At 69.7% G+C, this 13,833-nt stretch carries 13 protein-coding genes; 9 read left to right on the forward strand and 4 right to left on the reverse strand.

All coding sequences use genetic code 11. The features are described 5' to 3' along the window. Window positions 1-3 precede the first annotated feature (3 nt). The gene (gene hydA, locus EER30_RS40110; protein ID WP_127506949.1) at window positions 4-1,404 is read right to left on the reverse strand and encodes a dihydropyrimidinase; all 1,401 of its coding nucleotides are present in this window, start codon (window positions 1,402-1,404) and stop codon (window positions 4-6) included. Beyond that, complete coding sequence (locus tag EER30_RS40115; RefSeq protein ID WP_127506951.1) at window positions 1,401-2,240, reverse strand: nitrilase-related carbon-nitrogen hydrolase; 840 nt, start codon at window positions 2,238-2,240, stop codon at window positions 1,401-1,403. Before EER30_RS40115 ends, hydA begins: the two co-directional genes overlap by 4 nt. 188 nt (window positions 2,241-2,428) lie before the next feature. Here EER30_RS40115 and EER30_RS40120 point away from each other — a divergent pair, with 188 nt between their 5' ends. From EER30_RS40120 to EER30_RS40160, 9 genes are all read left to right on the forward strand, one after another. After that, window positions 2,429-3,805 (forward strand): aminotransferase class I/II-fold pyridoxal phosphate-dependent enzyme, encoded by a 1,377-nt coding sequence (locus EER30_RS40120; RefSeq protein WP_127506953.1) that lies wholly within the window; start codon window positions 2,429-2,431, stop codon window positions 3,803-3,805. Between the two features lie 26 nt (window positions 3,806-3,831). Continuing rightward, a complete protein-coding gene (locus EER30_RS40125) occupies window positions 3,832-5,133 on the forward strand; it encodes an aspartate aminotransferase family protein (protein WP_127506954.1) in 1,302 nt (433 codons plus the stop codon). Window positions 5,134-5,368: 235 nt separating this feature from the next. Then, window positions 5,369-6,280, forward strand: coding sequence for a sugar phosphate isomerase/epimerase family protein (locus EER30_RS40130; protein ID WP_127506956.1), 912 nt, complete (start codon window positions 5,369-5,371; stop codon window positions 6,278-6,280). After that, on the forward strand, window positions 6,280-8,355 hold the full coding sequence (locus EER30_RS40135) for a PQQ-dependent sugar dehydrogenase (RefSeq protein ID WP_205650629.1): 2,076 nt from the start codon (window positions 6,280-6,282) through the stop codon (window positions 8,353-8,355). Before EER30_RS40130 ends, EER30_RS40135 begins: the two co-directional genes overlap by 1 nt. 124 nt (window positions 8,356-8,479) lie before the next feature. After that, the gene (locus tag EER30_RS40140; RefSeq protein WP_240670607.1) at window positions 8,480-9,679 is read left to right on the forward strand and encodes an inorganic phosphate transporter; all 1,200 of its coding nucleotides are present in this window, start codon (window positions 8,480-8,482) and stop codon (window positions 9,677-9,679) included. After that, a complete protein-coding gene (locus EER30_RS40145; protein WP_127506962.1) occupies window positions 9,676-9,972 on the forward strand; it encodes a hypothetical protein in 297 nt (98 codons plus the stop codon). Before EER30_RS40140 ends, EER30_RS40145 begins: the two co-directional genes overlap by 4 nt. Window positions 9,973-9,979: 7 nt before the next feature. Beyond that, the gene (locus EER30_RS40150; RefSeq protein WP_127506964.1) at window positions 9,980-10,297 is read left to right on the forward strand and encodes a DUF3349 domain-containing protein; all 318 of its coding nucleotides are present in this window, start codon (window positions 9,980-9,982) and stop codon (window positions 10,295-10,297) included. Between the two features lie 147 nt (window positions 10,298-10,444). Next, window positions 10,445-11,674: an inorganic phosphate transporter gene (locus tag EER30_RS40155; protein WP_127506966.1), complete on the forward strand. Its 1,230-nt coding sequence runs from the start codon at window positions 10,445-10,447 to the stop codon at window positions 11,672-11,674. Beyond that, entirely contained in the window at window positions 11,671-11,967 is a 297-nt protein-coding gene (locus EER30_RS40160; protein ID WP_127506968.1) for a hypothetical protein, read from the forward strand. The genes EER30_RS40155 and EER30_RS40160 overlap by 4 nt, the downstream gene beginning before the upstream one ends. A 3-nt stretch (window positions 11,968-11,970) precedes the next feature. On the opposite strand, the gene EER30_RS40165 is transcribed toward EER30_RS40160, so the two are convergent. Continuing rightward, a complete protein-coding gene (locus tag EER30_RS40165) occupies window positions 11,971-12,642 on the reverse strand; it encodes a hypothetical protein (protein ID WP_127506970.1) in 672 nt (223 codons plus the stop codon). Between the two features lie 58 nt (window positions 12,643-12,700). Continuing rightward, window positions 12,701-13,792: a glycerophosphodiester phosphodiesterase gene (locus EER30_RS40170; protein ID WP_127506972.1), complete on the reverse strand. Its 1,092-nt coding sequence runs from the start codon at window positions 13,790-13,792 to the stop codon at window positions 12,701-12,703. Window positions 13,793-13,833 lie beyond the last annotated feature (41 nt).

The raw sequence follows: 13,833 nt of genomic DNA on the forward strand, positions 1-13,833 counted from the left end.
GTTCTAGAGGAGATAGTCGGAAAGAGCGCGGGGGACGTACTTGCCGCGGCCGGCGCGGCCGGTGTAGTCGCCGTTGCGGCTGATCACCTCGCCCCGGGACAGCACGGTGTCGACCTTCCCGTCGATCTCCCAGCCCTCCCACGCGGAGTGGTCCATGTTCATGTGGTGGGTGTCGACGCTGATCCGGGTGCGGCCGTTGGGGTCGTAGAGCACGATGTCGGCGTCCGAGCCGGGCGCGATGACGCCCTTGCGGGGATAGAGGCCGAACATGCGGGCCGGCGTCGTCGCGATCGTCTCGACCCAGCGGGCCAGGGACAGCTTGCCGTCCACGACACCCTGGTAGAGCAGGTCGACGCGGTGCTCGACGCTGCCGATGCCGTTCGGGATCTTCGAGAAGTCGCCCAGGCCGAGCTCCTTCTGGTCCTTCATGCAGAACGGGCAGTGGTCGGTCGAGACCACCGACAGGTCGTTGGTGCGCAGGCCCTGCCACAGGTCGGCGCGGTGGCTCTCGTGCTTGCTGCGCAGCGGCGTCGAGCAGACCCATTTGGCGCCTTCGAAGCCGGGGGAGCCGAGCTGGTCCTCCAGGGTCAGGTAGAGGTATTGCGGGCAGGTCTCGGCGAAGACGTTGCGGCCCAGGTCGCGAGCGGCCTTCACCTGTTCGAGGGCCTTGGACGCGCTGAGGTGCACGATGTAGAGCGGGCAGTCGGCGGCCACGCTCGCGAGCCAGATGGCCCGGCTGGTGGCTTCGGCCTCGAGCTCTTGCGGGCGGGTGAGGCCGTGGTGGATCGGGTCGGTCTCGCCGCGCTCGAGGGCCTGCTTGACCAGCACGTCGATGGCCGGGCCGTTCTCGGCGTGCATCATGATCATGGCGCCGTTGTCGCGGGCCTTCTGCATGGCCCGCAGGATCTGGCCGTCGTCGGAGTAGAAGACCCCCGGGTACGCCATGAAGAGCTTGAAACTCGTGATGCCCTCGGTGGAGACGAGCTGGTCCATCGCCTTGAGCGCGTCGTCGTCGACCCCGCCCAGGATCATGTGGAAGCCGTAGTCGATGTGGCAGTTGCCGTCGGCCTTGGCGTGCCACGCGGCCAGCCCGTCCTGCACGACCTCGCCGTACCGCTGCACCGCGAAATCGATGATCGTGGTGGTGCCGCCGATCGCGGCCGCCCTGGTGCCGGTGTCGAAGGTGTCGCTGGCCGCGGTGCCGCCGAAGGGCAGCTCCATGTGGGTGTGGGCGTCGACCGCGCCGGGGATGACGTACTTGCCGGTGGCGTCGATGATCTCCGGCCCGTCCGGAGCGCGGCCGGGCGCGAAGATCGCGGCGATCGTCTCGCCCTCGACGAGGACGTCCGCCTCGTACGCACCGGTCGGGCCGATGACCGTTCCGCCCCTGATCAGGATGCTCACGGCTCCACCGTCCGCGTGTAGGCCTCCGGCCGGCGGTCGCGGTAGAACTGCCAGCGCTCGCGAACCGTCTTGAGCAGGCTCAGGTCGAGGTCTCGAACGATCAGCTCGGGCTCGTGGGTGTCGCCGACCTCGCCGACGAATTTGCCCTCGGGGTCGACGAAGTAGCTCTGGCCGTAGAAGTCGTCGTCGCCCAGCGGCTCGATGCCCACCCGGTTGATGGCGCCGATGAAGTATTCGTTGGCGACCGCGCTGGCCGGCTGCTCCAGCTGCCACAGATAGCTCGACAGGCCCCGGCTGGTGGCCGACGGGTTGAAGACGATCTGCGCGCCGCCCAGGCCCAGCTCGCGCCAGCCCTCGGGGAAGTGCCGGTCATAGCAGATGTAGACGCCGACCTTGCCGACCGCCGTGTCGAAGACGGGGAAGCCGAGGTTGCCGGGGCGGAAGTAGAACTTCTCCCAGAAGCCCTTGACCTGCGGGATGTGGTGCTTGCGGTACTTGCCGAGGTAGGAGCCGTCGGCGTCGAGGACGGCGGCCGTGTTGTAGAGGACGCCCTCCTGCTCCTTCTCGTACATCGGCAGGACCATGACCAGGCCCAGCTCGGCGGCGAGGGCCTGGAAGCGCTCGGTCGTCGGGCCGGGGATCGACTCGGCGTACTCGTAGTACGCGGCGTCCTGGACCTGGCAGAAGTAAGGGCCGTAGAAGAGCTCCTGGAAGCAGATGACCTTCGCTCCCTGAGCGGCGGCGTCGCGGGCGTAGTCCTCGTGTGCCTTGATCATCGATTCCTTGTCGCCCGTCCACGTGGTCTGGACGAGGGCGGCCCGGATGATGTCGCTCATGACTGACCCTCCCGATAGATCTCTATCGCTGCTCGGGCGCGGTGGACGCACCCGTGATCGTGTGTCTACTCCCCGTCATACACCCTGCGCTAGGGCTTGAATATCGACTTCAGATGCCGTAGGACACTAACGACACACGTTCGGGCGGACAATTGCCAGAACGTAACGGACTGTTTCGGAGAGGTAATTTGCTCGCGCTGATCACCGGGGCGGTCGAGGACCGCAGCGCCCGGGGCATCGCCGCGGCCGTGAGCCGCCTGGTGACCGCCGGAAAGCTGACGGCCGGGGCCAGGCTGCCGACCGTACGAGAGGTTGCGCGCGAACTGGGGGTGAGCCCGACGACGGTCAGCGAGGCGTGGCGCAGCCTCACCCGGGCCGGGGCGATCCAGACGCGGGGGCGTTCAGGGACGTTCGTGGCCGCGCCGGTGCTGCCACGGCAGCGATGGCGCTATTCGCAACTCGGGGGCCGGGTTACCGCCGTGACGAGAGATCTGTCGACCGGCGTACCCGATCATGACCTTTTGCCCGATCTGACGGACGCGCTGAGGCGGGTGGGGGACGGGCGGCTGACGACCAGCTATCTCGACGCGCCCGTGCTGCCGGGGCTGGAGGCGGTGCTGCGCGAGCGGTGGCCGTTCCCGCCCGAGCAGCTCACGGTGGTCGACGGGGCGCTGGACGCGATCGACCGGGTGATCGGCTCGGTGGTGCGGTTCGGCGACCGGGTGGTGGTGGAGAACCCGGCCTTCCCGCCGCTGCTCGACCTGCTGCAGACGGTGGGGGCGACGGTCGTGGGGGTGCCGCTCGACGCCGACGGGCTGCTTCCGGAGTCGCTGCGTTCAGCGCTGTCCGATTATCCGGCGGTGGCGGTCTTCCTGCAGCCGCGGGCGCACAACCCGACCGGGGTCAGCATGACGGCCGCACGTGCTGCTGCTCTGGCCGCCGTCCTCGACGGCTTCCCCGACGTGCTGGTGGTCGAGGACGATCATGCGGGCGACATCGCGACGGCCCCGCCGGTCAGCCTCGGCGCTCACCTGCCTTCACGCACGGTGCATGTCGCGAGCTTCTCGAAAAGTCACGGCCCCGATCTGCGCCTGGCCGCGATCGGCGGTCCGTCCTCGGTGATCGCCGCGGTGGCCGACCGCCGCCTGCTGGGGCCCGGCTGGTCCAGCCGCCTGTTGCAGGGCGTGCTGCTCGACCTGCTCACCGACCCGTCGGCGATCGCCCAGATCGCCAAGGCCCGGCAGGCGTACGCCACCAGGCGCGCGGCCCTGCTGTCGGCGCTGCACGACCGCGGCGTCACCGCCACCGCGGCCGACGGCATCAACCTCTGGATGGCCGTCGACGACCAGCAGATCGCGATGGTCGCCCTGGCCGCCCACGGCATCGCCGTCGCCCCCGGGGCCCCGTTCTGCGTGACCCCCCTCGACTCCGACCACGTCCGCGTGACCGCCGGCCTGATCCCCGACGACTTCGAGCCCCTGGCCGACATCCTGGCCGCCGCCGCCCTGCTCGACACCCGAGGCAGCGGCCCCCGAGCCACCCCGCATCCACGCGGCTGGCGCTGATCGAGATCACTGCGAAGGAGCCCACCATGAGCGATGACCTGCTGGCCCGCCACCGCGCGGTGATGCCGGGCTGGATGCCGACCTACTACGGCGACGACGCGCTGGAGATCGTCTCCGGGTCCGGGCGCCGGGTGAGCGCGTCCGACGGGCGTACCTATCTCGATTTCTTCGGCGGCGTGCTGACCTCGATGATCGGGTATGACGTCGCGGAGATCAACGAGGCGGTGCAGCGTCAGCTCGCGACCGGGGTCGTGCACACGTCGACGCTCTATCTGATCCGGCAGCAGATCGAGCTGGCCGAGAAGATCGCGCGGGTCTCCGGCATCCCCGACGCGCGGGTGTTCTTCACCAACTCGGGCAGCGAGGCCAACGAGACCGCGCTGATGATGGCGGCCAACGTGCGCCGGTCCAACCAGATCCTGGCGATCAAGAACAGTTACCACGGCCGCACGTTCGCCACCATGGCCGTCACCGGGCACCGCAGCTGGTCGTCGAGTGCGCTCAGCCCGCTGAACGTCTCGTGGCTCGCCTCGGGCGATCGGCTGCGCGGGCGGATGGCCGGGCTGGCCGACGGCGACCTCGTCGACGCGGCGGTCGACGACCTGCGCGAGGTGCTGGCCACGGTCACCGCCGGGGACGTGGCCGCGATGATCGCCGAGCCGATCCAGGGGGTCGGCGGGTTCGTGGCCGGGCCCGACGGGCTGCTGGGGGCGTACCAGAAGGTCTTGGGGGAGCACGGGATCCTGCTGATCGCCGACGAGGTGCAGACCGGCTGGGGGCGTACGGGGGAGCATTTCTGGGGTTATCAGGCCCACGGCGTCATCCCCGACCTGATCACGTTCGCCAAGGGGATCGGCAACGGGTTCGCGCTCGGCGGCGTCGTCGGGCGGGCCGAGGTCATGAACGCGGTGCCGGCGATCAGCTTCTCCACGTTCGGCGGCAACCCGCTGTCGGCGGCGGCCGGCAACGCCGTGCTCGACTACGTGCTCGACCACGACCTGCAGGCCAACGCCGCGCGGACCGGGGCGATCCTGCTCGACGGGCTGCGCGGGCTCGACCTCGGGATCATCGGCGAGGTGCGCGGCAAGGGCCTGATGATCGGCGTCGAGATCGTGCGGCCGGGGACGAACGAGCCGGACCCGGCGGGCACGTTGCGCGCCTTCGACGAGTGCCGGGCCGGTGGCCTGCTGGTCGGCAAGGGCGGCCTCTACGGCAACGTGCTGCGGATGGGCCCGGCCCTGACCCTGACCGAGGACGAGGCCCGCGAGGGTCTGGGCATCCTGACCGCGGCACTGTCCCGCGTGGACGCTGAGGCGCGTATCGGCTGATAGTTACATTTACGAACGCCTCGGTCACGGTGAGGATTGTTCAGGGCGGTGGAGACCAGGTTGCCCAGCTGCGGCTGACTGCAACTCCAGGTCGGCCCTGAACAACCCTCAGACGTGACCGGGGCGTTTTGTATGCGCGTTGGAAACTTTCGCTAGATCTGAAGAAACTTCTCTTCACTTTGGACGAAACAGATCGGTAACCTATCGAACGATGTCGTTCGAAGGAGAGACCGCAATGCCGCAATCTCTGAACCGTCGTCAGCTTCTCGGCGCCGCTGCCGCGGCCGGTGCCGCCGCGACCATCGCAGTGCCAGGCGCCGCCCAGGCGCACGGGTCCCACGGGCACTCGCCCAGCCGGGTTCCGCGCGACCAGATCAGCGTTCAGCTCTACACGCTGCGCAACCAGCTCAACATCAACCTCGAGACGAGCCTCGCCGAGCTCCGCCGCATCGGCTACACCCGGGTCGAGCACGCCGGCTTCGTCGGCCGCACGGCCGCCCAGTTCCGGGCCGCTCTCGACGCCGCCGGTCTGCGGGCCACCTCGGGCCACGTCGGCATCCCGCAGCCGTTCAACGCCAGCACCTGGGAGAAGGCCCTCCAGGACGCGAACATCGTCGGCAACAAGTTCATCGTCCACCCGTTCTTCGGGCAGGGCGCCAACGGCGCGATCCGCGACCCCGCCGTCTACCGCGCGTTCGCGGCCGACCTCAACACGGCCGGCAAGCTGGCCCGCCGGGCCGGGCTGCAGTTCGGCTACCACAACCACCACGCCGAGTTCTTCCGGCAGACCGGCACCAAGCTGACCGGAATGGACATTCTCTTCAACGAGACCGACAACCGGTACGTGCACTTCGAGGTCGACCTGTTCTGGGCCTTCCGCGGCGCCCACGACCCGGTCGATCTGATCAAGGAGAACCGGGGCCGCATCAAGCAGGTGCACGTCAAGGACCTCGACATCAACGCGAGTTTCGCCGACGCCGGCGACGGCCTGATCGATTTCGGCCGCATCTTCGAGCACGCGAAGGAAGCCGGTCTCGTCGAGTACATCGTGGAGCGTGACGACGCGGGTTCACCGCCGCGGACGCCGGCCGACGCTCTCACCACCGCCCAGCGCGCTTACACCTACCTGGAGGGGCTCCGATTCTGATGTTGCGCCGCCTCGCAACGCTGAGTGTCGCCGGTGTGGCCTTGATGGTCACCCCGTCCGTGGCTGTCGCCGGGGGCTCGTCCTCCGCCCCGCTGCCGCCGTCGTCCGACTTCCAGAAGGTCACCCTCAACGACTTCCCCGGCGAGCCGATCGCGCTCGCCGTGCTGCCCGACCGGCGGGTGCTGCACACCGCCCGCGGCGGCGAGGTCCGCATCCACGAGCCCTCCACCGGGCGCAACGTGCTGGCCGGCACCATCCCGGTCTACCTGCACGACGAGGAGGGCGTGCAGGGCGTCGCGATCGACCCCGACTTCAAGCACAACGGCTGGGTCTACATCTACTACTCGCCGCCGCTGGACACCCCCAAGGACGACCCGCTCACCCCGCAGTTCAACGAGGGCGACGCGCCCGCCGAGGGCACGGCGGCCGACTTCGCCCGGTACAAGGGCCACCTGACGCTGTCGCGGTTCAAGCTGGTCGGCAACACGCTGAAGCTGAACACCGAGCAGAAGATCATCGACGTGCCGACCGACCGCGGCCAGTGCTGCCACGTCGGCGGCAAGATCGACTTTGACAGCAAGGGCAACCTGCTGCTGTCGACCGGTGACGACAGCAACCCGTTCTTCTCCGACGGCTTCGTGCCGATCGACGAGCGACCCAACCGCAACCCGGTCTTCGACGCCCAGCGCAGCTCGGCCAACACCAACGACCTGCGCGGCAAGCTGCTGCGCATCAGGGTGGGCAAGAACGGCGGCTACACGGTCCCGTCGGGCAACCTCTTCAAGAAGGGGACCGCGAAGACCAAGCCCGAGATCTACGCGATGGGCCTGCGCAACCCGTTCCGGTTCACCGTCGACCCGAACACCGACGTCGTCTACATGGCCGACTACTCGCCGGACGCGCGCAACGCGAACCCGGCGCGCGGCCCGGCCGGGCACGGCCGCTGGATGGCGATCGACAAGCCGGCGAACTACGGCTGGCCGTACTGCGTGCAGCCGGACATGCCTTACATCGACTACGACTTCGCCACCGGGGTCTCGGGCGCGCCGTTCAACTGCGCCGCGCCGGTCAACGAGTCGCCCAACAACACCGGCCTGCGCAACCTCCCGCCGGTCGAGAAGTCCGAGATCGCCTACACCTACACCGCCAGCGCGCAGTTCCCCGAGCTGGGCACCGGTGGCATCGGCCCGATGGGCGGCCCGGCCTACGACTACGACAAGAGGTCCCGTTCGCCGTTCAAGTGGCCGGCCGCGTTCGACGGCAAGCCGCTGTTCGCCGAATGGACCCGCGACTGGGTCAAGGCGCTCACGCTCGACCGCCGCAACCAGGTCACCAAGATCGAGGCGGCGCTCCCGGAGATCGTCTTCGACAACCCGATGGACCTCGAGTTCGGCCCCGACGGCGCGCTCTACGTCCTCGAGTACGGCGACGGCTACTTCGCCGAGAACCCGGACGCGCAGTTGGCCCGCATCGACTACGTGCGCGGCAACCGCACCCCGATCGTCAAGGCGGCGGGCACGCCGACCTCGGGCCAGGCACCGCTGACAGTCGCGTTCTCCAGCGCCGGCACCAGCGACCCCGACGGCGACCGGATCAGCTACGCGTGGGACTTCGACGCCGACGGCCGGGTCGACTCCCGTGCGGCGAACCCGACCTACACGTACACCCAGAACGGCAACTACCGGGCCACGCTGAAGGTCACCGACAGTACCGGTCGCTCGGCATCGGCCGAGGTGAAGATCCCGGTCGGCACGGCGGCCCCGGTCGTCCGGTTCACCACCCCGCAGGCGGGCCAGCCGTTCGCCTTCGGTGACACGGTCAACTTCGAGGTAGTCGTCACCGACGACGCGCCCGTCGACTGCTCCCGGGTCACCGTGACCTACGTCCTCGGTCACGACACCCACGGGCACCCACTGTCCACGGCGTCGGGTTGCACGGGCTCGATCGTCACGTTCCTCGACCCCGGTCACGCCGGCGCCGACAACCTGAACGCGGTGTTCGTGGCCTCCTACACCGACACGGGCTCCCCGGCCCAGACGGGCACGGCGACCGTCGTGCTCACCCCCACCAGCTGACACAAGTACCACGACCGCCGGCCGGATCCCTCGGGGTCCGGCCGGCGCCGTAATGGCACCGGAACACCGCTCTGTTACGGAACGCACCGTGTCAGCGGCACTCCGGGCCGGGAACAGTTGCCGGGTGACAGAGACGACGGTCATTCTGGCGCTGGTGGTGATCACGGCCCTCGGGTTCGACTTCACCAACGGGTTCCACGACACGGCGAACGCGATGGCCACCTCCATCGCCACCAAGGCATTGAGACCGCGTACGGCAGTCGCCCTCTCCGGCGCCCTCAACCTGGCCGGCGCTTTCCTGTCGGTCGAGGTCGCCCTCACGGTCACCAACGCGGTCGTGCGCATCAAGAACGCGAACGGCACCCCCAAGGCGTCGCTCACCGCCGACGGGGGCGAGGCGCTGCTGCTGATCGTGCTGGCCGTGCTGGTCGGCGGGGTCGTCTGGAACCTGCTGACCTGGCTGCTCGGCCTGCCGTCGAGTTCGTCGCACGCGCTGTTCGGCGGCCTGATCGGGGCGACCGTGGCCGGGCTGGGCTGGTCGGGCGTCAACTGGAACGGCGACGGCTCGAAGCTCGACGGCGTGATCGGCAAGGTCATCCTGCCGGCCGTGCTGTCCCCGGTGATCGCGGCGATCGTCGCCACGGCCGGCACCTGGCTGATCTACCGCGTCGTCCGGGGCGTCGCCCAGCGCTTCACCGACACGGGGTTCCGGTGGGGGCAGATCGGCAGCGCCTCGCTGGTGTCGCTGGCCCACGGCACGAACGACGCGCAGAAGACGATGGGTGTCATCACCCTCGCGCTGATCGCGGCGGGGGACTGGCACAGCACCAGCAGCATTCCGTGGTGGGTGAAGGTGGCCTGCGCGCTCTCGATCTCGCTGGGCACCTACCTCGGCGGGTGGCGGATCATCCGTACGCTCGGCAAGGGCCTGGTCGAGATCGCGCCGCCCCAGGGCATGGCGGCCGAGTCGTCCTCGGCGGCGGTCATCCTCGCGTCCAGCCACCTCGGGTTCGCGTTGTCGACGACCCATGTCGCCACCGGCTCGATCCTCGGCTCGGGTCTGGGCAAACCCGGGGCCCTCGTACGGTGGAGGGTCGCCGGCCGGATGGCCACCGCGTGGGTCATCACGCTGCCCAGCGCCGCGCTCGTCGGTGCCGCGACGTGGTATCTCGCGCATCTCGTCGGCGGCCTCGCGGGTGCGGCCGTCATCGTCGCGCTGCTGGTGGCGATCGCGGCCCTCATGTACGGGCGCTCGCGCCGGACGCCGGTCGATCGCACCAACGTGAACGATGATTGGCACGAGACGCAGCGGGAGGGCGTATGAGCAATCTGGGGTTCGCGCTCGCGGGCGCGTGGAAGGTGCTGGCCGCCGGGCTGGTCCTCGGCGCGGGGCTGCCCGTGGTGTTCGCGCTCGGCATCCGGGCCCTGGCGTTCGGCGCCGGAGGTGACGCGGAGGTGAACGGGTCGCGTCCGCACCGGATCGGCACGATCATGGCGTACGGGCTCTTCGTGATAGTTGTGCTCGGTGTGCTGCTCGGCCTCACGTTCATCGTGGCGAGCGGCTTCGGCAAGGCGATCAGCTTCGAGCACCTGTACCCGACCGTGATCGACAAGTAGGGATTCCGTGACCGACAATCGTTCGAACTTCCTCGTTCGCGCCGTCGAGTGGCTGCGGGCCGGTTACCCCACCGGCGTACCGCGTCAGGACTATGTCGCCCTGTTCGGCCTGCTCCGTCGCAAGTTGACCGAGGAGGAGGTTCGCAAGATCGCGTCGGATCTGGCCGAGCAGTCGCTGCAGAGCGCCGACCCGATCAACACGCAGGACATCGAGGCGATGATCAATGAATCGGTGCTCCAGGAGGCGACCCCGGAAGACGTCGTACGGGTCTCGGCGCGGCTCGCGGCCGGCGGATGGCCCCTGGCCGACCCTCCGCTCGACTGACGGACGGTATTTTAGCTATGACGCTCCTCCCACGTAAGTTGAACATCGGGTAAACAATCCATGATCCCAGGGGTAACGAGCTCGAAATATCTAATTCACAGTAGCTGAACTCTTTTCGTCTGATCTTCCGTTAGCGACCCTGACGGAGTGACAGAAACATCGGTGATCCTGGCCCTGGTGGTGGTCACGGCCCTCGGCTTCGACTTCACCAACGGGTTCCACGACACGGCGAACGCGATGGCCACCTCCATCGCCACCCGCGCCCTCCGGCCCAAAACAGCCGTCGCGCTCTCCGGCATCCTCAACCTGATCGGTGCCTTCCTGTCGGTCGAGGTCGCCCTGACCGTCAGCAACGCGGTCGTCCGCATCCAGAACCCGGACGGCACTCCCAAGGAGTCGCTGACCGCGGACGGCGGGACGGCCCTGTTGCTGATCGTGCTGGCCGGCCTGATCGGCGGCATCGTCTGGAACCTGTTCACCTGGCTGCTGGGCCTGCCCTCCAGTTCGTCGCACGCGCTGTTCGGCGGCCTGGTCGGCGCCACCATCGCGGGCCTCGGCTGGGCCGGGGTCAACTGGAACGGCAACGGCAGCAAGCTCGACGGGGTCGTCGGCAAGGTGATCCTCCCGGCGCTGATATCACCGGTCATAGCCGGCGTGGTGGCCGCGGTCGGCACCTGGCTGATCTACAAGCTGACCGTCGGGGTCGCGCAGCGGTTCACCGAGAACGGGTTCCGCTGGGGCCAGATCGGCAGCGCCTCGCTCGTGTCGCTCGCGCACGGCACCAACGACGCGCAGAAGACGATGGGCGTCATCACGCTCGCGCTGATCGCGGCGGGCGACTGGACCGACACCGGCAACATCCCGTTCTGGGTCAAGGCGTCCTGCGCGGTCGCCATCGCGCTCGGCACCTACCTCGGCGGCTGGCGCATCATCCGCACGCTCGGCAAGGGCCTGGTCGAGATCGCCCCGCCGCAGGGCATGGCGGCCGAGTCGTCGTCCGCGGCGGTCATCCTGGCGTCGAGCCACCTGGGCTTCGCGCTCTCCACGACCCACGTCGCGACCGGCTCGATCCTCGGCTCCGGCGTCGGCAAGCCCGGCGCCCAGGTGCGCTGGCGCGTGGCCGGCCGCATGGTCGCCGCATGGCTGATCACGTTGCCCGCGGCCGCGGTCGTGGGCGCGCTGATGTGGTATCTCGGCAGCTTCGTCGGCGGCGTGGCCGGCGCCGTCGTCATCTTCGCGCTGCTGCTGGTGCTGGCCGGCGCGATGTGGCTGCGGTCCCGGGTCACCCCGGTCGACCACAACAACGTCAACGACGAGTGGGACGGGGAGCAGCCGGCCGACGAGCCGCGCGTCCCGGCCGGGACGGGCGCGGCATGAGCAACCTCGGATTCGCGCTCGAAGGCGCGTGGAAGGTGCTGGCGGCCGGGCTGATCCTCGGGGCCGGGCTGCCTGCCCTGTTCGCGCTCGGGATCCGGGCGCTGGCCTTCGGCGCGGGCGGCGACGCCGAGGTCAACGGCGGCCGGCCGCACCGCACCGGCAAGGTCATGGCGTACGCCCTGTTCGCGATCGTCATCCTCGGCGTGCTGCTCGGCATCACGTTCATCGTGGCGAGCGGCTTCGGCAAGACGATCAGCTTCGAACACATCGTCCCGACGATCGTCGACAAGTAGGGCTCACCCGGACAGCAACTCGTCGAGACCGGCCGCGACCCTGTCGCGGTCGGTGACGTCGACGACGCGGACGAGGGGCGATCGGGCGATCGCCGCGGCGCGTTCGCCGGCGTGGGCGGCGATGCGGTCGGCGGCGCGGCCGGTGCCGGACAGGACCAGCACGGGGCGGCCCTCGGCGAGGCTGTGTTCGGCGTCGTTCAGGGTCAGTTCGCCGCCGTTGATCAGGACTGTGACGCTGGGGCGGCCGGCCGCGAGGGCCGTGGCCGCGGCGGCGAGGTAGGGCGCCTCGTCGCCCCACGCGCGGCCTTCGCGGGCCAGCACGAAGTGGGTGTGGTGCGGCTCGAGCGGGGCCGCGTCGGCGATGGGGTTGTGCGTGTGGCCCGGGTAGGTGACCGTGTCGAGGGCGGCCACGCCGACCAGTGGGAAGCCTTCGGCCGCCCGGCCCAGCAGGCGCATGACGCCGCTGTCGGTGCCGCCGTCGACGGCGGCCGCGGCGTGGGCGCGTACGGCCGGGGCGATCACGTCGGTGAGGACGGCGCCGGATGACGCCGAGCCGGTCAGGCCGCCCGCGCCGCCGACCAGCACGAGCACCGGGCGTGGGGCACCGAGGCCCAGGGCGGCCACAGCGGCGGGAACGCCGTCGACGGAGTCGACGAAGACGGCCCGCCCCAGCATGAACGTTGACCCTACTGGACGGTGGCCGCGCCGGACGGTGACGCGGCCACCGCGATGATCAGCCGGCGAGGGTGCGGGAGAGCACGCCGATGTCGGGCTGGTCGGTGAAGAGTCCGTCGATGCCGGTCTTCAGGAACGTGATCTGCTCGTCGATGGCCCGGCCGTAGGCGTTCGGGTCGGTGCCCACCCGGTAGTCGGCCGGCAGGAACTGGTTCTCGGCCCGGAACGTGTACGGGATGACCTTGAGCCCGGCCGCGTGGGCGTCGCGCACCAGCGTGGTCGGCGTGCCCAGGGTCGCGTCGGCGTTGCGCGGGATGACCTGGCTCTTGTCGGGGCCGATGCCGTCGACGAAGAACGACAGCTCCTTGAGCCCGGCCGGGGTCAGCCACTGGGCGTACGACCTGGGGTCGTTGAACGGGTTGCCCGCGGCGCTGGTCAGGAAGACCAGGTTGACCTTCACCCGGTACTGCTGGTGCAGCATCTTCAGGTTGGCCGCCTCGAAGCTCTGGATCCACACCCGGGCGCCGCGCTTGTCGAGGTGGTTGCGGCGCAGGGTGTCGACCAGCGGGGTCTCGAGGTCGAGGCCGAGCCGGCGGAAGTAGGTGGGGTGCTTGGTCTCGGGGATGACGCCGATGTCGCGGCCCAGCTCCTTGGAGAGCTTGGCGCGCAGGTCGAGCACCTCCTGGAAGGTGGGCACCTTGAACAGGCCGTTGTAGAGGGTGTTCTCCTGGCGCACGGCGGGCAGCCGCTCGACCGCGCGCAGGGTCCTCAGCTCGGCCAGGGTGAAGTCCTCGGTGAACCAGCCGGTGACGCTGACGCCGTCGAGCAGCACCGTCTTCCTGCGGGCGGCGAACTCGGGCCGGTTCGCCACGTCGGTGGTGCCGCCGATCTCGGGTTCGTGCCGCGCGACCAGCACGTGGTCCTTCGTGGCGACCAGGTCGGGCTCGATGTAGTCGGCGCCCATGCGAGCGGCCAGCTCGTACGACGCGAGGGTGTGCTCCGGCCGGTAGCCCGAGGCGCCCCGGTGCCCGAACACCTCGGGCTCCTTGCGACCCGGATGCGCGAGCGCGGGAGCGGCAACCGCCCCGGCCAGCGCGGGCGCGGTGGCGGCGACGGCGCCCAGGCGCAGCACCTGACGTCGGTCAGCCACGTGATCCTCCACGGGACTCGCCCGGCGTCCGTCGCCGGTGG

The organism is Actinoplanes solisilvae (assembly GCF_003999975.1).
GTDB classification, from domain to species: Bacteria; Actinomycetota; Actinomycetes; order Mycobacteriales; family Micromonosporaceae; genus Actinoplanes; species Actinoplanes solisilvae.